Origin of the sequence: Pseudomonas sp. AA-38 (assembly GCF_029457475.1) — a bacterium.
GTDB lineage: Bacteria > Pseudomonadota > Gammaproteobacteria > Pseudomonadales > Pseudomonadaceae > Aquipseudomonas.
In genome coordinates this window covers 600,031-620,105 of record NZ_CP120359.1, presented here as the reverse complement: position 1 = coordinate 620,105, position 20,075 = coordinate 600,031, and the positions used below count along the sequence as shown (strand labels likewise).

Genomic DNA, 20,075 nt, shown 5'->3' with positions numbered 1-20,075 from the left:
GCTTGTGGCTTGTGGCTTGAAGCTGCCCCGGAGGGGCTATGAGTTATGTGATCGACCGGCGCCTGAATGGCAAGAACAAGAGCACGGTGAACCGCCAGCGCTTCCTGCGGCGTTACCGTGAGCACATCAAGAAGGCAGTGGAGGAAGCCGTCAGCCGGCGCTCCATCACCGACATGGAGCACGGCGAACAGATCAGCATTCCCGGCCGCGATATCGACGAGCCGGTGCTGCACCATGGCCGTGGCGGCAAGCAGACCATCGTCCATCCCGGCAACAAGGAGTTCACCACTGGTGAACGCATCCCACGTCCGCAAGGCGGTGGTGGCGGACGCGGCAGTGGCAAGGCAAGCAATTCCGGCGAAGGCATGGACGAGTTCGTCTTCCAGATCACCCAGGAGGAATTTCTCGACTTCATGTTCGAGGATCTGGAGCTGCCCAATCTGGTCAAGCGTCACCTCACCGGCGCCGACACCTTCAAGACGGTACGCGCCGGCATCAGCAGCGAAGGCAACCCCTCGCGCATCAATATCATCCGTACCCTGCGTTCGGCCCATGCCCGGCGCATCGCGCTGTCTGGCTCCAGCCGCGCCAAACTGCGTGAAGCCAAGGCCGAGTTGGAACGCCTGCGACGGGAAGAGCCAGACAACTTCGGTGATATCCAGGCCATTCAGGAGGAAATCGAACGCCTCAGTGCACGCATCCACCGCGTGCCCTTCCTCGATACCTTCGACCTCAAGTACAACCTGCTGACCAAGCAGCCCAACCCCAGCTCCAAGGCGGTGATGTTCTGCCTGATGGACGTCTCCGGCTCCATGACCCAGGCCACCAAGGACGTGGCCAAGCGCTTCTTCATCCTGCTGTACCTGTTCCTCAAGCGCAATTACGACAAGATCGACGTGGTCTTCATCCGCCACCACACCAGTGCCAAGGAAGTGGACGAGGAAGAATTCTTCTACTCCCGCGAAACCGGCGGCACCATCGTCTCCAGCGCACTCAAGCTGATGCAGGAGATCATGGCCGAGCGCTACCCGATCAACGAATGGAACATCTACGCTGCCCAGGCCTCCGATGGCGACAACTGGAACGATGATTCACCGGTCTGCCGCGACATCCTGGTCAACCAGATCATGCCCTTCGTGCAGTACTTCACCTACGTCGAAATCACCCCACGCGAGCACCAGGCGCTGTGGTTCGAGTACGAGCAGGTGGCCGAAGCCTTCGCCGACAGCTTCGCCCAGCAGCAACTGGTGTCGGCGGCGGACATCTACCCGGTGTTCCGCGAGCTGTTCCAGCGTCGCCTGGTAAGTTGAGGAGTTGCCATGAGTCCTGCCGAGAAGAAACGCCAGCCGATCTCCACCGGTTCGGAATGGACCTTCGAGCTGATCCGCACCTACGACCGTGAGATCGCCCGCATCGCCGAGCGCTATGCGCTGGACACCTACCCCAACCAGATCGAGGTGATCACTGCCGAGCAGATGATGGACGCCTACGCCTCGGTGGGCATGCCGCTGGGCTACCACCACTGGTCATACGGCAAGCACTTCCTCGCCACCGAAAAGGGCTACAAGCGCGGCCAGATGGGCCTGGCCTACGAGATCGTGATCAACTCCGACCCGTGCATCGCCTACCTGATGGAGGAAAACACCATCTGCATGCAGGCGCTGGTGATCGCCCATGCCTGCTACGGCCACAATAGCTTCTTCAAGGGCAACTACCTGTTCCGCACCTGGACCGATGCCAGCTCGATCATCGATTACCTAGTATTCGCCAAGCAGTACATCATGCAGTGCGAGGAGCGTTACGGTATCGATGCCGTAGAAGAGCTGCTCGACTCCTGCCATGCCCTGATGAACTACGGTGTCGACCGCTACAAGCGGCCTTATCCAATCTCCGCCGAAGAGGAGCGCCGCCGCCAGAAGGATCGAGAGGAACACCTGCAGAAGCAGATCAACGACCTCTGGCGCACCATTCCCAAGGGGGCAGGCAAGGGCGGCGAGAAGGACAGCAAGCGCTTCCCGGCCGAACCGCAGGAGAACATCCTCTACTTCCTGGAAAAACACGCGCCCCTGCTGGAGCCCTGGCAGCGCGAGGTGATCCGCATCGTGCGCAAGATCGCCCAGTACTTCTACCCGCAGCGCCAGACCCAGGTGATGAACGAAGGCTGGGCCACCTTCTGGCACTACACCCTGATGAACGACCTGTACGACGAAGGCCTGGTCACCGACGGCTTTATGATGGAGTTCCTGCAGTCGCACACCAGCGTGGTCTATCAGCCGTCCTTCGACAGCCCCTACTACAGCGGCATCAACCCCTATGCCCTGGGTTTCGCCATGTACCGCGACATCCGCCGCATCTGCGAAGCTCCCACCGAGGAGGACAAGCGCTGGTTCCCGGACATCGCCGGCAGCGACTGGCTGACCACCCTCAAGTTCGCCATGACCAGCTTCAAGGACGAGAGTTTCATCCTGCAGTTCCTCTCGCCCAAGGTGATCCGCGACTTCAAGCTGTTCGGCATTCTCGACGACGACCAGAAGGATGAACTGCTGGTGCCGGCCATCCATGACGAATCCGGCTACCGCACCATTCGCGAACTGCTCGCTGCCCAGTACAACCTGGGCAACCGCGAGCCCAATATCCAGATCTGGAACGTCGACCGCCGTGGCGACCGCTCGCTGACCCTGCGCCACCAGCAGCACGACCGCAAACCCCTGGGCGAATCCACTGGCGAAGTGCTCAAGCACCTGCACCGCCTCTGGGGCTTCGACATTCATCTGGAAACCCTGCAGGGCGACCAACTGATCACCACACAGCATGTACCGCCACGTAACACCGCGGAAGGAGAAGGCGAATACCCGCGCCTGGATCTGGTCATTCCACCCATTTGATCGGTTGTCGCTCGATGCTGGCGCCCAGCAGCATGACAGGCATATTTCGCGAGGCTGCCTGCATGCGTCTGTTCCTGGTAATCCTGCTGTGTCTGGGGCTCGCCACCTGCGCCAGCCCCATCCCCCATGCGCGCATCATCACGCCAGCCGACGATGCCTTGCAGGGCCGACACAGCTTTCAACTGGTCGACCCACAGAGCAGCCTGGCAGACACGCCGCCCTTTCCCGAGCGCTACGCGCAACTGCCCCAGTTGCTGCGCCAGGGCTTGTCCGCCCGCGGTTACCACGAGAGCCAGCCGCCGCAAACGCGCGTCTATTACTGGCTCGCCGTGCAGGACAAACCGCTGACCTTCAAGGTCGATGCAGCCGGCAGCCTCGGCCCCTACCAGGCCATCCACCGGCTGCGCGACGAAACCGGCACGCTGCGCCTACGCATTACCGACCTGAACGACGTCACCCTCTGGGAAGGCCTGATCAGCACAGGCCTGAGCCCGGCTCGCGATAGCGCCGAGCTGCTGGAACGCGCCGTGCACGTGCTGACCGAACAGCTCCCCAAGGCCACACCGTAGCCCGGCTGCAATCCGGGATCTTGCCCCTGCTGCCCCCCGAAGTGCATCCACGCTACCGCGCCTGCACGAGCAGCCGTTATCCTCCACACTCGACGGAGGATACCCATGCAGATCTACAAAGTCGGCGGCGCAGTGCGCGACCGCCTGCTCGGCCGCCCCATCAGCGAAGTGGACTGGGTGGTGGTGGGCGCCAGTGCCGAACAGATGCTGGAGCTCGGTTACCGCCCGGTAGGCGCCGACTTTCCGGTGTTCCTACACCCGCAAACGGGCGAGGAATATGCCCTGGCCCGCACCGAGCGCAAGAGTGGCCGCGGCTATGGCGGCTTCACCTTCCATGCCAGCCCTGAAGTCACCCTGGAAGAAGACCTGATCCGCCGCGACCTCACCGTCAACGCCATGGCCGAGGACGAGCAGGGCAATCTTGTCGACCCCTACGGCGGCCAGCAGGATCTTGCCGCGCGTCTGCTGCGCCATGTATCGCCTGCCTTTGCCGAGGATCCGCTGCGCGTGTTGCGTGTCGCCCGCTTCGCCGCCCGCTATGCGCCCCTGGGGTTTGCCGTGGCGCCGGAAACCCAGGCGCTGATGCGCCAGTTGGCCGAGTCCGGTGAACTGGCCGATCTCACGCCGGAGCGCAGTTGGAAGGAAATCTCCCGCGCACTCATGGAGCCACGCCCGGACGTATTCGTGCAGGTACTACGCGACTGCGGCGCCCTGGCCGCTTTGCTGCCAGAAGTGGACGTCCTGTTCGGCGTCCCGCAGCCCGAGGCGCACCATCCCGAGATCGACACCGGCGTGCATGTGCTTGCCGTACTACGCCAATGCGCCGAACACCAGCAGCCGCTGAACGTACGCTGGGCCAGCCTGCTGCACGACGTGGGCAAGGGGCTGACGCCAGAAGTCGAGTGGCCGCGACATATCGCCCATGAACACAAGGGGCTGCGCCTGATCGAAGCGATCAACGCACGCTGCAAGGTGCCCCGCGACTGCGCCGAAATGGCCGCGCTGGTGGGTGAATTCCATACCCATGGACATCGCGCACTGGAACTGCGCCCCTCGACGCTATTGGAACTGCTGCAACGTTTCGACGTGTTCCGCCGTCCGCAACGTTTCGCCGAATTCGTCGCCGCCTGCGAGATGGATGCGCGCGGTCGCCAGGGGCTGGAGCAGCGCGACTATCCGCAGGCTGCTTACCTGCTGGGCGCCGCCGAGGCTGCACGGCAAGTGCCGGTCAAACCGCTGCTGGAGAAGGGATTCAAGGGTGCCGAGCTGGGCGAGGCCCTCAACCGCGAGCGCCTGAATGCAATCAAGGCCCATAAGGAACAGCAGACAACGTAGCCCGGATGAGATCCGGGGGTAGTACCCGACACAAGTCCTGGGTTTCATCCGGGCGACAACCACAGGGTGTCGGGGGCCGTGCGCGCTACCGGTAACCGTGGTGCGCGCGGCGCACCCTACAAAGGCCTGGCCGCAGCCAACTAGACCGAATGCGCCTGCAGCAACTCTGCCGGCGTCAGCTCGGCCCCGCGCCACTGGAAGGCCGCCGGCCATAGTTGCTGGTCGATCTGCGCCGAAGCCCAGAGTTCGGCGAACGAGCGCCCATCGAGCGGATGCTGCAACTGCGGCGCCAGCAGCGCCAGCGGCCAGAGCACGAAGGCGTTCTTGAGGATTTCCGCACGCGGCAACACCAGGCCGTTGAAGTTACCCACCTGCTCGCCATACAGCAGCACGTCGATATCCAGTGGCAGGCCCTTGCGATCCGGCGCATAGCGGCCGTTGTCGGCCTCGATGAACTTCAGCCGGCGATCCAGCTCCGCCAGCGGCAGATCGGTCATGGCGGTGACCACCAGATTGAAGAAGTTGCCACTCTTGATACCCACGGCGTGGCTCTCGAACACCGGCGAGCACTGCAGGTCATGGAGAAAGCTAGCCAGCGCATCGAGCCCGGCGCTCAAGTGGGTCTCGCGCTGGACGTTGCTGCCGAGCCCCAGGTAGATCCGCGTCAGAGACATCCGCGCTCGATCTCCACACCGACACCACCACGGGCAGCCGGCACCGCGCCGGGCTTGGTCAGTTTCAGGCGTATCCAGGGAATGTCGAATTCGGCCATCAGCGTCTGCACCAGGCGCTCGGCGAAGGTTTCCACCAGGATGAACTGCGCCTCGGCGGCAAAGGCCTGGATACGCGCCGATACGCTGGCATAGTCGAGCGCCTTGTCCAGCTCATCGCCAGCAGCAGCCGGGCGGTTGTCCCAGGCCATCTGCAGATCCAGGCGCAGGCACTGGCGAATCTCACGCTCCCAGTCGTAGGCGCCGATTACCGTATCGACTTCCAGCCCTTCGATAAATACTCTGTCCACCACCCTCTCCGCGCCACGACAAGGGCGCCGCACCTCGTTAGAATCGGGCCACCCCAAGCTCTGGAATGGCCACCATGTTCTGGCTTCTGGCAATCCTTGCCTACCTGCTCGGCTCACTGTCCTTCGCCATCCTGCTCAGCCGCCTGAGCGGCAGGCCGGATCCGCGTGGCAGCGGCTCGGGCAACCCTGGCGCCACCAACATGCTGCGCCTGGCCGGCAAGAAACTCGCCGTGATGACGCTGGTCGGCGACCTGTGCAAGGGTCTGCTGCCCATCCTCATCGCCAAGCTGCTCGGCCTGAGCCTGCAACAGCAGGCCTGGATCGGCCTGGCCGCAGTCGTCGGCCATCTTTACCCATTGTACTTCCGCTTCCGTGGCGGCAAGGGCGTGGCGACGGCCGCCGGCATGCTCCTCGGCCTCTACCCGCCCGCCGCTCTGCTGGCGCTGACGACCTGGACCGTGGTCTTCCGCCTGACCCGTACCAGCTCCCTGGCCTCGCTGATCGCCACCCCGCTGACCCTGCCACTGCTGGCCTGGCAACAACCGGCCGCCTTGCTGCCGATGTGCGTGCTGACCGGCTTGATCGTCTGGCGCCACCGGGGCAATCTGCGCGACCTGTTCGCCGGCCACGAGCGCCGCTTCTAAGCAGCGACAAGCCTCAAGCTACAGGCCTCAAGCAAGAAGCCGCGCTCACTTGCGGCTTACGGCTTGCAACTCGGCAAGTTTTCCATCGGCCAACGCGCCTGCACCTTGATCGCCAGGTCTTCGTGCTGCCCGGCCAGCAAGCGCTGGCAACCGGCGTAGGCGATCATCGCGCCATTGTCGGTGCAGAATTTGGGCCGCGCGTAGAACACCTGGCCTTTCAGCTCGCCCAACATACGCTGCAGATGCTCGCGCAGCGACCTGTTGGCGCTCACCCCGCCGGCGATCACCAGGTTGTTCAGCCCCGTCTGCTTGAGCGCCCGCTTGCACTTGATGGTCAAAGTCTCAACCACCGCCTGCTGGAAGGCCAGCGCAATGTCGCGACGGGCTTGTTCGAGGTCGCCCCCACTGTCCTTGCACTGCTGCCAGGTATTCAGAGCGAAGGTCTTGAGCCCGCTGAAACTGAAATCCAGGCCGGGGCGATCGGTCATCGGCCGTGGGAAGACGAAACGCCCTGGGGTACCCTGTTCGGCCAGCCTAGCGATCTCCGGGCCACCGGGATAATTCAGCCCCATCAGCTTGGCGGTCTTGTCGAAGGCCTCACCGGCCGCATCGTCCAACGACTCGCCAAGCAACTGGTACTGACCGATGCCATCGACCCGCACCAACTGGGTGTGGCCGCCGGAGACCAGCAAGGCGACGAACGGAAACTGTGGCGGCTGCTCTTCCAGCATCGGCGCCAGCAGGTGGCCTTCCATATGATGCACGCCGACTGCCGGCACGCCCCAGGCAAACGCCAGAGCCTGGGCGCAGGAAGCCCCGACCAGCAGGGCGCCGACCAGGCCGGGCCCGGCCGTGTAGGCCAGGGCATCGATATCGCTGGCCTGCTTGCCGGCTTCATCCAGCACCTGACGGATCAACGGCAACATGCGTTTGACGTGATCGCGCGAGGCCAATTCGGGCACCACTCCGCCATAGACGCGGTGCAGGTCGATCTGGCTGAACAGCGCGTCAGCCAGCAGGCCACGCTCACTGTCATAGAGCGCGACGCCGGTTTCATCGCAGGAGGTTTCCAATCCCAGTACGAGCATGGAGCGAGGCCTTGGTTTGCGGCGTGGAACGAAGGCGCGCATGATAAGCGCCGCCCGCCCACCCGACCAGCGCTTTTCGACCTAAGGGCTTTGCATTCCGCGCGGGGAGACGGTAACATCCGCAACCCTTAAAAACCGACGCACCCCCGAGCCATATTTGCCGGGTACGCGTTAACCCGGTAATTAAAGATAGGTACGACCTGGATGCCAGCCGTCAAAGTTAAAGAGAACGAACCCTTCGACGTAGCCCTGCGTCGTTTCAAGCGCTCCTGCGAGAAAGCCGGTGTACTGGCTGAAGTCCGTAGCCGCGAATTCTACGAAAAGCCGACCGCTGAGCGTAAGCGCAAGGCCGCTGCCGCCGTCAAGCGTCACGCCAAGAAAGTGCAGCGCGAGCAGCGTCGTAGCGTCCGCCTGTACTAATCAGTACGCGTGACGCCCGAATGCCCGGCCACTGCCGGGCATTGCACCAACAGGACTCCGCTTCACCTCTGGGTGAACATGCGGAGTTTTGTGTTTTCTGTCCGACTGTTCGGGCAGTATGCTGAGCACCTATGGCCGGCCTGATCCCGCAATCCTTCATCGATGACCTGCTGAACCGCACCGACATCGTCGATGTGGTGAGTTCGCGCATCCAACTGAAGAAGACCGGCAAGAACTACAGCGCCTGCTGCCCCTTCCACAAGGAAAAGACCCCCTCCTTCACCGTCAGCCCGGACAAGCAGTTCTACTACTGCTTCGGCTGCGGCGCCGGCGGCAACGCCCTCGGCTTCGTCATGGATCACGATCAACTGGATTTCCCCCAGGCGGTCGAGGAACTGGCCAAGCGCGCCGGCATGGACGTGCCCCGCGAGGACAGCGGGCGCGGGCACAAACCCAGACAGCCAGTGGACTCGCCCCTCTACCCGCTGCTGGAAGCCGCCGCCGAGCATTATCGCCAGGCACTGAAAAGCCACCCACAGCGCAAGTACGCCGTGGACTACCTCAAGGGCCGCGGCCTGACCGGGGAAATCGCCCGCGACTTCGGCCTGGGCTTCGCCCCGCCGGGCTGGGACAACCTGCTCAAGCAACTGGGTGGCGACGCCCTGCAGCAGAAGGCCATGATCGACGCCGGCCTGCTGATCGAGAATGCCGACACCGGCAAGCGCTATGACCGCTTCCGCGATCGCATCATGTTCCCCATCCGCGACAGCCGCGGCCGGGTGATCGCCTTCGGCGGCCGCGTGCTGGGAGACGACAAGCCCAAGTACCTGAACTCGCCGGAAACCCCGGTGTTCCACAAGGGCCAGGAACTCTACGGCCTGTACGAGGCGCGCAAGCACAACCGCGATCTCGACGAGATCATGGTGGTCGAAGGCTACATGGACGTCATCGCCCTGGCCCAGCAAGGCCTGCGCAATGCCGTGGCAACCCTGGGCACGGCCACCAGCGAGGAACACCTCAAGCGCCTGTTCCGCATCGTGCCCAGCGTGCTGTTCTGCTTCGACGGCGACGCCGCCGGGCGCAATGCCGCCTGGCGCGCCTTGGAGTCCACCCTGCCAAGCCTGCAGGACGGTCGCCGCGCGCGCTTTCTGTTCCTGCCCGAAGGCGAAGACCCCGACACCCTGGTACGCGCCGAAGGCACCGATGCCTTCCGCGCACGCATCAACCAGCATGCGCAACCACTGGCCGACTACTTCTTCCAGCAACTGTGCGAAGAGGCCGATCCGCGCTCCCTGGAAGGCAAGGCGCACCTGGTCACCCTGGCCGCACCGCTGATCGACAAGATCCCCGGCAACAACCTGCGCGCCCTGATGCGCCAGCGCCTGAGCGAGATCACCGGGCTGTCCGGCGAAGCCCTCAGCCAGATCGGCAACACACCGCGCAGCCCGACACCGAGCCAGCGCCACACCCCAGCGAGCCAGGATCAGGCCTACCCGGACTATGCCGACGTCCCCAGCGGCGATTATTACGATGCCCTACCTGACCTGGGCGGCTATGAACACCCGCCCCCCAGCCAGCCCAGCTACGAGAGCGCCCCCAGCAAGAGCAAGGGCAACTGGAAGAAGGATGGCGGCAAGTGGCAGAAGAAAGGCCAGGGCAAGGACTACCCGCCACGCACTGCGGTCAAGGTGGAGTCACCCCACCTGAGCGCCCTGCGCACCCTGCTACACCACCCACAACTGGCGCAGAAAGTGGAAGATGTCAGCCACTTCGCCGACGAAGAGGACACCTACGCTCAGCTACTGGTGGCACTGGTCGGCGCCCTGCAGAAAAGCCCCAACCTGCGCTCGCTGCAGCTAATCGCTCGCTGGCACGGCACTGAGCAAGGTCGTCTGTTGCGCGCCCTGGCGGAAAAGGAATGGCTGATTTCGGCCGACAACCTTGAACAACAGTTTTTCGACACTATAACTACTCTTGCAGCCCGCCAGCGGGAACGCAGCCTTGAACAATTGCTGCGCAAGGCGCGCCAGAGTGAACTAAGCGCAGAGGAAAAAGATCAACTGCGCACATTACTAAGCCGCAGCACCTCATCAGTCAGTCCCTCTTCAACTGGCGCGTAAGGCTGTTTGTCAGGTATAATCCTCGGCTTGTTTTCAGCCCGCCAAGACCTTCAGTGGATAGGGTGTTATGTCCGTAAAAGCGCAACAGCAATCTCGTTTGAAAGAATTGATCAGCCGTGGTCGCGAGCAGGGTTACCTGACGTATGCGGAGGTCAACGACCACCTGCCGGAAGATATTTCCGATCCGGAACAGGTGGAAGACATCATCCGCATGATCAATGACATGGGGATCAACGTATTCGAGAGCGCTCCGGATGCGGACGCCCTGTTGTTGGCCGAAGCCGACACCGACGAAGCCGCAGCCGAAGAAGCCGCAGCCGCCCTCGCCGCCGTTGAGACCGATATCGGCCGCACCACCGATCCGGTGCGCATGTACATGCGTGAAATGGGTACCGTGGAACTGCTGACCCGCGAAGGCGAAATCGAAATCGCCAAGCGCATCGAGGAAGGCATCCGCGAGGTGATGAGCGCCATCGCCCACTTCCCCGGCACCGTCGACAACATCCTCTCCGAGTACAACCGCGTCACCACCGAAGGCGGCCGCCTGGCCGAGGTGTTGAGCGGCTACATCGACCCGGATGACGGCAGCGTCCCGGACGAAGCCGCCGCCCCCGTTCCGGTACAGGACGGCGCCAACGCCAAGGATGACGAAGAAGACGAGGACGAAGAAAGCGAAAGCGGCGACGATGAAGAATCCGATGGCGATGGTGGCCCGGATCCGGAAGAGGCCGCACGCCGCTTCACCGCCGTCGCCGAGCAGCAGGACAAGGTTCAGAAAGCCCTGAAGAAGCATGGCCGTGGCAGCAAGCAGGCCACCGAAGAGCTGGCCGCGCTGGCCGAGCTGTTCATGCCGATCAAGCTGGTACCCAAGCAGTACGACGCCCTGGTCAACCAGGTGCGCGGCGCCCTCGACCGCCTGCGCGCCCAGGAACGCGCCATCATGCAACTGTGCGTGCGTGACGCACGCATGCCGCGTGCCGACTTCCTGCGCCTGTTCCCAGGCAACGAAGTGGACATGGACTGGGCTGCCGACCTGGCCAAGGGCAAGGCCAAGTACGCCGAGGCCCTGGGTAATCTGCAGAGCGATATCAAGAGCTGCCAGCAGAAGCTGGTGGAACTGGAAGCCGAGTGCAACCTGAGCCTGGCCGAGATCAAGGACATCAACCGTCGCATGTCGATCGGTGAAGCCAAGGCTCGTCGCGCCAAGAAGGAAATGGTCGAGGCCAACCTGCGCCTGGTCATCTCCATCGCCAAGAAGTACACCAACCGCGGCTTGCAGTTCCTCGACCTGATTCAGGAAGGCAACATCGGCCTGATGAAGGCGGTGGACAAGTTCGAGTACCGTCGTGGCTACAAGTTCTCGACCTACGCCACCTGGTGGATCCGCCAGGCGATCACCCGCTCGATTGCCGACCAGGCGCGCACCATCCGTATTCCGGTGCACATGATCGAGACCATCAACAAGCTCAACCGCATCTCCCGTCAGATGCTCCAGGAAATGGGTCGCGAGCCCACTCCGGAAGAGCTCGGTGAGCGCATGGAAATGCCCGAGGACAAGATCCGCAAGGTATTGAAGATCGCCAAAGAGCCGATCTCCATGGAAACCCCGATCGGCGACGACGAGGATTCGCACCTGGGCGACTTCATTGAGGACAGCACCATGCAGTCCCCGATCGACGTGGCCACGGTCGAAAGCCTCAAGGAAGCTACCCGCGAAGTCCTGGCCGGCCTCACCGCCCGTGAAGCCAAGGTACTGCGCATGCGCTTCGGCATCGACATGAACACCGACCACACCCTCGAGGAAGTGGGCAAACAGTTCGATGTCACCCGTGAGCGTATCCGCCAGATCGAAGCCAAGGCGCTGCGCAAACTGCGTCACCCGACACGAAGCGAGCACCTGCGCTCCTTCCTCGACGAGTGATGCAAACGACCCCGGCCTAGGCCGGGGTCGTCGTTTCTGCAGGGAGTTTTTCCCAGATAACTCAGGCAGTTGGCGCTAGCTACAACGCCTCGTTATAATCCGCCGTCGTTTCGGGCCTATAGCTCAGTTGGTTAGAGCAGTCGACTCATAATCGATTGGTCGCAGGTTCAAGTCCTGCTGGGCCCACCATCTCCGAAGCCGCGCACTGCGCGGCTTTTTCGTTTCTGCAGCAAGCTGCATCGTGAGACAGCTCGCGAACCCTCTCTGATACAACGAAACCCAGCGTCGATTCCCGAGTCTCAGATGAGCTGCGACCTGAAGCGCTAAGAACTTGACTCCGTTCACAGCCATGAACCATGGCAAGAGGCTAAATCTAGCGTTCGGAAGGAAGAGGGAAGAAGGATTCTATATGCCTGGTAAACCTGCCGCTCGCCTCAGCGACTCCACGACCTGCCCCGTCCCTGGACATGGCGTAACTCCGATACAAACCGGCTCCCCCAATGTACAGTTCAACAACTTGCCCGCAGCCCGCCTGGGCGATACGGCAGGCTGCGGCCAGGCCGTATCGGGGGCATTTTCAGCAAGCGTATTCATCAATGGCCAGAACGCCGCGACCTTAGGCAGCACTCTTAGCCACGGCGGCGTGATCATCAGTGGATCAGGCGATGTACTGATCGGCGATACGGTCGTGACGGCAGCCTTCAGCGCGCCAGCCCCTTTGGCCATCAATAGATGGATCAGCTTTCAGATTCCAGCCACCGAGCGCTATACGGGCTGGCAATGCACTGCTCATTTCGATGACGGAACGTCCCTGACCAGTAACTTCGACAGTGACAACAAGGTGCTGTTTTCCAACCCCTCGGGATCGATCTGCACAAGACTTGAACTCCCTGTTCCAGCAGAAACCGAGCAGCCCTCGGTAACCGAACAACTCCTGAGCATGATCACCGGAGGCCATGAGCAATGACCTCCAGCATTGAAATACGGGGCCAGTACCAGACTCAGAGCGAGCATTCGCTACCCCGCTCCCCGCTCGATGAGGCCATAGCCAGCATGGAGGCAATGGCCACGCGATTTTCTCTCGACGCCATCAGCGACGCCAAAACCCGAGCCAGCTATGCAGCCAATATCAAACGTATCTCTGCCCAGGTTCGCACGGAGGTAGCATCCGGGAAGATCACCAGCCAGGCGGGTGTCGAGTTTTGCTATGAAATGCGCAACAAGATCATGGCAGAGCATCGCAAGATCACCTCTGCCGTTGGCCTAGCCAAAGCAGAGCAGTACAAGAAAACGCCCCCCACCCTGCCGAAGCTGTTCGAAAAATACGCAAACGAGAAGTTCGGCAAAGCCTACGACACCCTGACAGCCGAACAGAGGAAATTGATCCATTACGAAATCATCGAAGCCTCCGGCAGAGATAACGCAAAATTTACCAAAGGCACGCAACGCCTACGCGTTCTCGGCAAAGTTGGCATCGTGGTCACTGCTGCATTCGCGACTTACGAAATTCTCAATGCAGACAATAAGGTGAAGGAGACAGCACGCCAGGGAATGATCATCGGTGGCGGTGCGGCTGGCGGCTTTCTCGCCGGCCTGGGAGTCTCGCTCATTTGCGGCCCCGGAGCCCCAGTCTGTGCCATAGCCCTGGTGCTGGCAGGTAGCGCCGCTGGCGGCATTGCAGGCAGCCTGGCGGCGGATGCCCTGGATGATGAACTCGAGGAGTTTTCCAAGTGGGACGTGTTCTGAGCCGCGATGAGCGCATTCGGCTATGGTCGGCGTTATCGGATGTGTTCGTCGACAACAGCGTTGACTACGCCAGTATTGCTCGCAAGGTACGCGACTTCGAGCGCGTCACGGTGGAGCGGGCCTTCTTTGAAGACGTGGCCCCCGCCTGCCATTCCAATCTGCAGACACCTGTTCCACCAATCTGGACTGCCTTCGACAGCACCTGGCTTGCCACCACCATCGACAATCTCCACCAGGCACGAAACGCCTCAGCACTAAGGCGCCTGCTCGATAGCGCCAAGATCGCTTACCTACGCTACAGACTCAAGCCCGAGTGGCAGGAGATCGTCAGACACCTGGATCGGGCAGACAGCGAGAGCAGCCAAGCTGACCAGGACGTCCCTCACTCCTGACCCTCACGGTCACGGTAGCCCAGCAGGTAGAGGATGCCGTCCAGGCCCAGGGTGGAAATCGCCTGTTTGGCCGATTGTTTGACCAGCGGCTTGGCGCGGAAGGCCACGCCAAGGCCGGCCAGGCCGAGCATGGGCAGGTCGTTGGCGCCATCGCCGACGGCAATGGTCTGCTCCAGTTGCAACCCTTCCTTTTCCGCCAGCTCACGCAGCAGATCGGCCTTGCGTTGCGCATCGACGATGGGCTCGACAGCGACGCCGGTGACCTTGCCATCGACGATCTGCAGCTCGTTGGCGAACACGTAATCGATGCCCAGCTTGGCCTGCAACTGCCGGGCGAAGTAGGTGAAGCCACCAGAGAGAATCGCGGTCTTGTAGCCCAGGCGCTTGAGTTCGGCGAAGAGGGTCTCGGCGCCCTCGGTCAGGCGCAGCGAGGCGCCGATCTCCGCCAGCACGTCTTCCGACAGCCCCTGCAGCAGACTCAGGCGCTCCTTGAAGCTGGCGCGGAAATCCAGCTCGCCGCGCATGGCACGCTCGGTGATCTCGGCGACCTGCTCGCCGACACCAGCGGCCTTGGCCAGTTCGTCGATAACCTCGGCCTCGATCAGCGTCGAGTCCATGTCGAATACCGCCAGGCGGCGATTGCGGCGGAAAACCGAATCACGCTGGAAGGCGATATCGACATTCAGCTCCTGCGCCACGCTAAGGAACTCGGCGCGCAATGCCGCCGGATCGCCCGGTTCGCCGCGTACCGAGAATTCGATGCAACCCTTGCTACGTTCGCTCGGCGTGTCCAGCGGCATGCGTCCGGAGAGGCGGTCGATATGGTCGATGTTCAGGCCGTAGCGAGCGGTGATGGCGCTGACGCGCTGCAACTGCTCGGCGGTGACCTTGCGCGTCAGCAAGGTGACGATATGCCGGGCCTTGCCCTGGCCGCCGACCCAATGGCGATAGTCAGCTTCTGACACCGGGGTGAAGCGCACCTGCTGATCCAGCTCGTAGGCGGTGAACAGCAGATCCTTGAGCACGGATTGGGAACGGCCGTTGTCGGGAATCTCGATGAGGATGCCGAACGACAGGGTGTCATGGATCACCGCCTGGCCGATGTCGAGGATATTCACCCCGCCCTGAGCCAGGACGCCGGTGATGGCTGCGGTGAGCCCGGGGCGATCTTCGCCGGTGATATTGATCAGGACGATTTCGCGCAAGGCGCACCCTCCGAGGCAGATGATTGATGACGGAACGCGGTAGATGAGCCACCGCCCAGCGAAAAGGCCGACATTCTACCCAGTTTCCTGCCACTTCGGGCAGCCACGCGCTTTGCCCATGCGGGGTCGCTCGCTATACTGCGCGGCAACTTCAGTCGACAAGAGCCGTGCTCTGTGAACCGGCCCGCGCCCGTCAAACCCGATAATTTCTTCATCATGATCTTCCACGCGCTGCGCCAGCGGCGGGTGCCCCTGGTGCTGCGCATCGCCAGCCACAGCCTGCTGCTGGTGGCCCTGGCCATGGTCATCTATGCCTGGGTGATGGGCATGCAGTTCAAGCAGGCCATGCAGCAACAGGCCGATGCCCTCGGCCAGGCGCTGATCACCCAGACGGCAGCCTCGGCCACCGAGCTGCTAGTGTCCAACGACATCCTTAGCCTCAACGTGCTGCTGGGCAATCTGGCGAAGAATCCACTGGTGGCGCATGCCGCCATCTACAGTGTGGACAACCGCATCCTCGCCGAGGCGGGCTCGCGGCCGACGCGCAGCATGCTCGGCGAAAGCTCGGGGCTGTACTCAACGCCCATCAACTTCCAGGAAGTGATGGCCGGGCAACTGAGCATCAGCCTGGACATGCGCCAGTTCCAGCAACCCATGACCATCAGCCTGCAGAGCATGGGCATTCTCAGCCTGATCCTGCTGGCCCTGACCCTGTCGCTGAGCATGCGCCTGGGCCGGCACATCTCCACCCCCCTGCTGCAGTTGCGCCTGTGGTTGCGTGACCCGGACGACCCCGCACCGGGTGCCGGGCGCAATGACGAACTCGGCGACCTGGCACGGCAGCTACAGGCCCGCCTGGTGCCGCCGAAGCCAGAGTTGGAGCCGGAAGAAGACGACTTCCCCGAGGAAGAAGCCTTCTCCGACAGCGTGCCGGAAGATGACCTCACCACTGAGGACGAGGCGCCACGTCAGCACAGTGCAGAACCTCTGGCTGCCTCCGCGCAGCCGCGCCAGGCAGCCAAGGTCAACCTGCCCTGGGACGAAGACGACACCGATCCTTTCGCCGACCTGGCCAACGAGCCACAGCCGACGGCAGCGCCTGCAACGGCCAACCCTTCGCAGGCCACTGCCGTGCTGGCCATCCAGCTAGGCGGCCAGGAACAACTGCGCCGCCTGCCGCGCACGCGCCTGCTCGACCTACTGCAGCACTACCGCGATTGCCTGGAGCAAGCCGCCTCGCTCTACCAGGGCGAGCTGCACACGCTCAAGGATGGCAGCAGCCTGATGCTGTTCCACGAGCGCGATTGCGCCGAGGACTACCTGACCCACGCCATCTGCTGCGGCGAGCTGATGCGCGCTCTCGGCCATGCCCTGCAGATCGAGGTGGCCGACAGCGGCATCACCCTGCAACTGCAACTGGGCCTGACCCTGGGCAACGGTCTGGAAGGCCTCGGCCAGGCCGAGCTGCTGCTCAGCGACAGCGCGCTGGACGCCCTGGCCCTGTCGCAACACAGCCGCAACCTGCTACTGGTGGAAAAGCGCATCGCCCAGGACGAACTGGCCAAACAGCGTGCGCGCATCCGCCCCATCGCCAGCCCCGAGGGCGCGAGCTGCGTCGAACGTCTGCTCGACCCCTACCCGGCGCTACTGGAGCGGCAACTGGCGCGCATGCACGACCACGAAGGCCGCGCCTGAGTCCCGCTTACGCGCCCACCGTGGTGCGTCGTGCCGGCTGCACCCCATAACGTTGCAGCCAGTCCTTCCAGCGCACCCGCTCCTCGTTCACCAGCCAGCCCTGCTGCTCGGCGAAACTCTCCGACAACCACAGGCCACGGGTGCTGGCCGCCGTCAGCTCGCCGCCGCGCAGGGTGAACAATCCGCCATTGGGCTGGCCATTGTGCAAGGCCACCAGGTAAAGATCAGGACGTCGGCGCTCCAGGCGTGCCACCAGAAGCCCCTCTTCGAGACATTCGTCGACATGGAACAGGCTGGGTTCGCGCACATCGCGCGGCAGCTCCAGATTGAGGTCGTAGACCAGTTGCAACGAGGCGGTCGGCAGGTGCACGTAGGCCCGTGGGCGCTCGAGCAGGGTCAGGTTGCCGCACTGCACCGGCCGCGCGGCGCCGGAAAGCGGGCTGAGACGAAAATGGCTGGTTTCGCGATAGCGCAAGGCGCCCTGGTAGGGTGTGGGTAGCCAGGTATCGCCGAAACGCCCGCTGAGCCAACCGCCCTCGCTCTCGATCAGGCACTCTTCGGCCACCTCCTGGATCGCCGTGAGCAGCGGCAGGTTGAGCTCGTGGGCCGGCACATAACCGGAAATCAGCTTGAGCACGGTATCGCCGCGATCCGGCCGGCGCTGACGCACCAGTACCCAGTAATCGCGCCCCTGCAAGCGCAAGGTCAGGCGCACCGACACGCCCAGGTTGGCCAGTTCGACCGCGAAGCGCTGGTTGTCGGCAACCATTAGCGGACGCCGCCGCTCCAGCATCTGGCGAAAATTCAGCGGCTGGCCAAGGCTCTGGTAGCGCAGCCCGTCAGGACTGGCCTCGACGAACAATGGCAGGGTCTTGAAGCGACTCGGGTCCTTGCGAATCAGCGTACGCGGCATCTCGGCTCCTCATTGACTCGTGCCAGGCAGCAAGCACCCGGCGAGGTTCAGGGCGAAACAGACGGCTAGGCTGCCTCAGGCCAGGCAACGGACACAACCCGATCCTGTAAAGGAACGTGACGAACTCAGCCCCGTTGGCGGATCACCGCCGCTGCCGTGGCCACATTGGCAGCCAGGTGCAGCGGATTGATGGTGCCAACGATGGCACTGCTGACACCAGGATGCGCAAAAATCAGCTCGAAGCTGGCGCGCACCGGATCGACACCATCGGCCAGGCAGGCATGCCCGCTGGCCAGGGCCTTCTTGATCAGGATGCCCTTGCCGTGACTGGCAGCGTAGTCGATAACCGGCTTTTCGCCCTGCCCGGCGAGGTTGTAGGTGACCATGGCGCAATCCCCTTGCTGCAGTGCCAGCAGGCCACCTTCGACGGTCTTGCCGGACAGGCCATAGGCGAGAATCTTGCCCTCGCGCTTGAGCGCCTCAAGCGCCTCGTAGACGCCGCTGTCGCGCAGCACGGCCAGATCATTGCCATCGGAGTGCACCAGCAGCAGGTCGATACGGTCAGTTTCCAGGCGTTTGAGGCTGCGCTCTACCGACAGGCGGGTGTGCGCTGGCGAGAAATCGAAGTGCGACAGGCCCTGGTCGAACTCCTCGCCGGTCTTGCTGACGATCACCCACTGGTCGCGCTGGCCACGCAGCAAGGGGCCGAGGCGCTGCTCGCTGACGCCATAGGCCGGGGCGGTGTCGATCAGGTTGATACCCAGCTCACGCGCCTGGCGCAGCAAGGCCGCAGCCTGAGCGTCGTCGGGGATGGTGAAGCCGCTGGGGTATTTGACCCCCTGGTCGCGGCCCAGCTTGACCGTGCCCAGGCCCAGAGGCGACACCAGCAGACCGGTACTGCCGAGCGGACGATGCAGATCGTGCAGGCTCATGGCAGCAGGGTCTCCCATACCGGCTGGGCAACGGGCGGACGTGGCAGTTCGGGCAACGGCGCATGAGCGCCAGGTTGCACGCCATCGCGGGCCAAAGCTTGCAGCACGCGGTCGGCGAAGTCCGGCGACAGCGCCAGCTTGGTCGGCCAGCCCACCAGCAGATGGCCCTGATCGGCCAGGAAAGCGCTGTCCGGGCGCACCAGGCCCGATTGCGCCGGCTCGGCACGATCCACCCGCAGGGTGGCCCAGCGGGTCTGGCTCTGATCGACCCAAGGCAGCAGCGCGGCGACTTCCTTCTGCGCCGCCTTGATCTGCGCGGCCTCGTCACGCGCCACGCCATCGGCCTCGGCCAGGTCACCGCCGAGATACCAGACCCACTGGCCATCGGCCGCTGGATGGGTGGTCACGGTCACCCGTGGCTTCGGCCCGCCGCCCAGGCAATGGGCATACAGCGGTTTCAAGGCCGGCCCCTTGGCCAGCACCATGTGCAGCGGGCGCAATTGCTGGCGCGGCTGTTCGATACCCAACGCCGCCAACAGCTCGGCATTACCGGCGCCGGCACTGAGCACCACGCGCTGAGCACGGATCTCGCGGCCGTCGACGACCAGGCCGACCAGCTCACCCGCCTCGCGCAGCGGCTCGATACGCTCACCGGCCAGCAGGCCGTCGCCGGCCAGTTCGGCCAGGCGCGCGATCAGGCTGGGCACGTCCAGCACCAGCTCGTTGAGGCGATAAACCTTGCCCTTGAACTTCGGATCGCGCAGCGCTGGCGGCAGTTGCTCACCCTTGACCGCATCGACCCGTGTACGCATGGCCTTGCTGGCGAAGAAGCTGGTCAGATTGCCCGCCAGAGTGCCCGGCGACCACAGGTAATGCGCGTCGGAGAGCAGGCGCACGCCGCGTAGATCCAGCTCGCCGTCACCGGCCAGCGCCTCGCGCCAGCGCCGTGGCATGTCGCCGATGGCCTCGGCCGAGCCGGTCAGCGCGCCATGCAGCGCGTACTTGGCGCCACCATGGATGATGCCCTGCGACTTCAGGCTCTGCCCGCCGCCGAGGCTCGCCGACTCCACCAGCAAAGTGGCGAACCCCTGCTGACGCAGGCGCGCATTGAGCCAGAGGCCGGCGATACCGCCGCCGACGATCAGGACATCGGTGCTGAGAGCTTGGGACATGAACGGGCCTCGCAGAA

Annotated in this window: 19 protein-coding genes and 1 tRNA gene; 13 read left to right on the top strand and 7 right to left on the bottom strand. The window is 63.4% G+C overall.

The window, feature by feature from the left end; all coding sequences use genetic code 11:
- Positions 1-38 precede the first annotated feature (38 nt).
- The 4 genes from PVE35_RS02735 (at position 39) to PVE35_RS02720 (ending at position 4,789) form a co-directional block, all read left to right on the top strand.
- Positions 39-1,310: a YeaH/YhbH family protein gene (locus PVE35_RS02735; protein ID WP_268181062.1), complete on the top strand. Its 1,272-nt coding sequence runs from the start codon at positions 39-41 to the stop codon at positions 1,308-1,310.
- A 9-nt stretch (positions 1,311-1,319) separates the two neighbouring features.
- The gene (locus tag PVE35_RS02730; protein WP_268181061.1) at positions 1,320-2,885 is read left to right on the top strand and encodes a SpoVR family protein; all 1,566 of its coding nucleotides are present in this window, start codon (positions 1,320-1,322) and stop codon (positions 2,883-2,885) included.
- Positions 2,886-2,947: 62 nt separating this feature from the next.
- Positions 2,948-3,454: a hypothetical protein gene (locus PVE35_RS02725; protein ID WP_268181059.1), complete on the top strand. Its 507-nt coding sequence runs from the start codon at positions 2,948-2,950 to the stop codon at positions 3,452-3,454.
- Positions 3,455-3,559: 105 nt separating this feature from the next.
- Positions 3,560-4,789: a multifunctional CCA addition/repair protein gene (locus PVE35_RS02720; protein ID WP_277373720.1), complete on the top strand. Its 1,230-nt coding sequence runs from the start codon at positions 3,560-3,562 to the stop codon at positions 4,787-4,789.
- Between the two features lie 140 nt (positions 4,790-4,929).
- Here the strand turns inward: PVE35_RS02720 and folK are convergent, their stop codons facing one another.
- On the bottom strand, positions 4,930-5,463 hold the full coding sequence (gene folK / locus PVE35_RS02715; RefSeq protein WP_268181056.1) for a 2-amino-4-hydroxy-6-hydroxymethyldihydropteridine diphosphokinase: 534 nt from the start codon (positions 5,461-5,463) through the stop codon (positions 4,930-4,932).
- Positions 5,454-5,810, bottom strand: a complete 357-nt coding sequence (gene folB, locus PVE35_RS02710; protein WP_268181054.1) for a dihydroneopterin aldolase — start codon at positions 5,808-5,810, stop codon at positions 5,454-5,456. The genes folK and folB overlap by 10 nt, the downstream gene beginning before the upstream one ends.
- A gap of 74 nt (positions 5,811-5,884) precedes the next feature.
- On the opposite strand from folB, the gene plsY reads away from it, so the two are divergent.
- Positions 5,885-6,454 carry a glycerol-3-phosphate 1-O-acyltransferase PlsY gene (plsY, locus tag PVE35_RS02705; RefSeq protein WP_268181052.1) on the top strand — a complete coding sequence of 190 codons (570 nt, stop codon included), beginning with the start codon at positions 5,885-5,887 and terminating at the stop codon, positions 6,452-6,454.
- A 56-nt stretch (positions 6,455-6,510) separates the two neighbouring features.
- Here the strand turns inward: plsY and tsaD are convergent, their stop codons facing one another.
- Positions 6,511-7,542, bottom strand: coding sequence for a tRNA (adenosine(37)-N6)-threonylcarbamoyltransferase complex transferase subunit TsaD (tsaD, locus tag PVE35_RS02700; RefSeq protein ID WP_277373719.1), 1,032 nt, complete (start codon positions 7,540-7,542; stop codon positions 6,511-6,513).
- Positions 7,543-7,746: 204 nt separating this feature from the next.
- On the opposite strand from tsaD, the gene rpsU reads away from it, so the two are divergent.
- The 7 genes from rpsU to PVE35_RS02665 all read left to right on the top strand — a co-directional run bounded on the left by rpsU (position 7,747) and on the right by PVE35_RS02665 (position 14,141).
- The gene (gene rpsU, locus PVE35_RS02695) at positions 7,747-7,962 is read left to right on the top strand and encodes a 30S ribosomal protein S21 (protein WP_003290642.1); all 216 of its coding nucleotides are present in this window, start codon (positions 7,747-7,749) and stop codon (positions 7,960-7,962) included.
- Positions 7,963-8,093: 131 nt separating this feature from the next.
- A complete protein-coding gene (gene dnaG, locus PVE35_RS02690) occupies positions 8,094-10,082 on the top strand; it encodes a DNA primase (RefSeq protein WP_277373707.1) in 1,989 nt (662 codons plus the stop codon).
- Between the two features lie 67 nt (positions 10,083-10,149).
- Positions 10,150-12,003 carry an RNA polymerase sigma factor RpoD gene (gene rpoD, locus PVE35_RS02685; RefSeq protein ID WP_268181048.1) on the top strand — a complete coding sequence of 618 codons (1,854 nt, stop codon included), beginning with the start codon at positions 10,150-10,152 and terminating at the stop codon, positions 12,001-12,003.
- A gap of 112 nt (positions 12,004-12,115) precedes the next feature.
- Positions 12,116-12,192, top strand: a tRNA-Ile gene (locus tag PVE35_RS02680).
- 220 nt (positions 12,193-12,412) lie between these two features.
- On the top strand, positions 12,413-12,970 hold the full coding sequence (locus tag PVE35_RS02675; RefSeq protein WP_268181046.1) for a PAAR domain-containing protein: 558 nt from the start codon (positions 12,413-12,415) through the stop codon (positions 12,968-12,970).
- Positions 12,967-13,749 (top strand): hypothetical protein, encoded by a 783-nt coding sequence (locus tag PVE35_RS02670; protein WP_268181045.1) that lies wholly within the window; start codon positions 12,967-12,969, stop codon positions 13,747-13,749. Before PVE35_RS02675 ends, PVE35_RS02670 begins: the two co-directional genes overlap by 4 nt.
- On the top strand, positions 13,734-14,141 hold the full coding sequence (locus PVE35_RS02665; RefSeq protein WP_268181043.1) for a hypothetical protein: 408 nt from the start codon (positions 13,734-13,736) through the stop codon (positions 14,139-14,141). Before PVE35_RS02670 ends, PVE35_RS02665 begins: the two co-directional genes overlap by 16 nt.
- Here PVE35_RS02665 and serB read toward each other — a convergent pair.
- A complete protein-coding gene (serB, locus tag PVE35_RS02660) occupies positions 14,132-15,346 on the bottom strand; it encodes a phosphoserine phosphatase SerB (protein ID WP_268181042.1) in 1,215 nt (404 codons plus the stop codon). The genes PVE35_RS02665 and serB overlap by 10 nt on opposite strands.
- A gap of 174 nt (positions 15,347-15,520) precedes the next feature.
- On the opposite strand from serB, the gene PVE35_RS02655 reads away from it, so the two are divergent.
- Positions 15,521-17,041: an AhpA/YtjB family protein gene (locus PVE35_RS02655; protein ID WP_268181040.1), complete on the top strand. Its 1,521-nt coding sequence runs from the start codon at positions 15,521-15,523 to the stop codon at positions 17,039-17,041.
- 7 nt (positions 17,042-17,048) lie between these two features.
- On the opposite strand, the gene PVE35_RS02650 is transcribed toward PVE35_RS02655, so the two are convergent.
- The 3 genes from PVE35_RS02650 to PVE35_RS02640 all read right to left on the bottom strand — a co-directional run bounded on the left by PVE35_RS02650 (position 17,049) and on the right by PVE35_RS02640 (position 20,058).
- Entirely contained in the window at positions 17,049-17,954 is a 906-nt protein-coding gene (locus PVE35_RS02650) for a metal ABC transporter ATPase (RefSeq protein WP_268181038.1), read from the bottom strand.
- Positions 17,955-18,079: 125 nt separating this feature from the next.
- Positions 18,080-18,886 carry an aldo/keto reductase gene (locus PVE35_RS02645; protein WP_268181036.1) on the bottom strand — a complete coding sequence of 269 codons (807 nt, stop codon included), beginning with the start codon at positions 18,884-18,886 and terminating at the stop codon, positions 18,080-18,082.
- A complete protein-coding gene (locus tag PVE35_RS02640) occupies positions 18,883-20,058 on the bottom strand; it encodes an FAD-dependent oxidoreductase (protein WP_268181034.1) in 1,176 nt (391 codons plus the stop codon). The genes PVE35_RS02645 and PVE35_RS02640 overlap by 4 nt, the downstream gene beginning before the upstream one ends.
- Between the last annotated feature and the right edge of the window lie 17 nt (positions 20,059-20,075).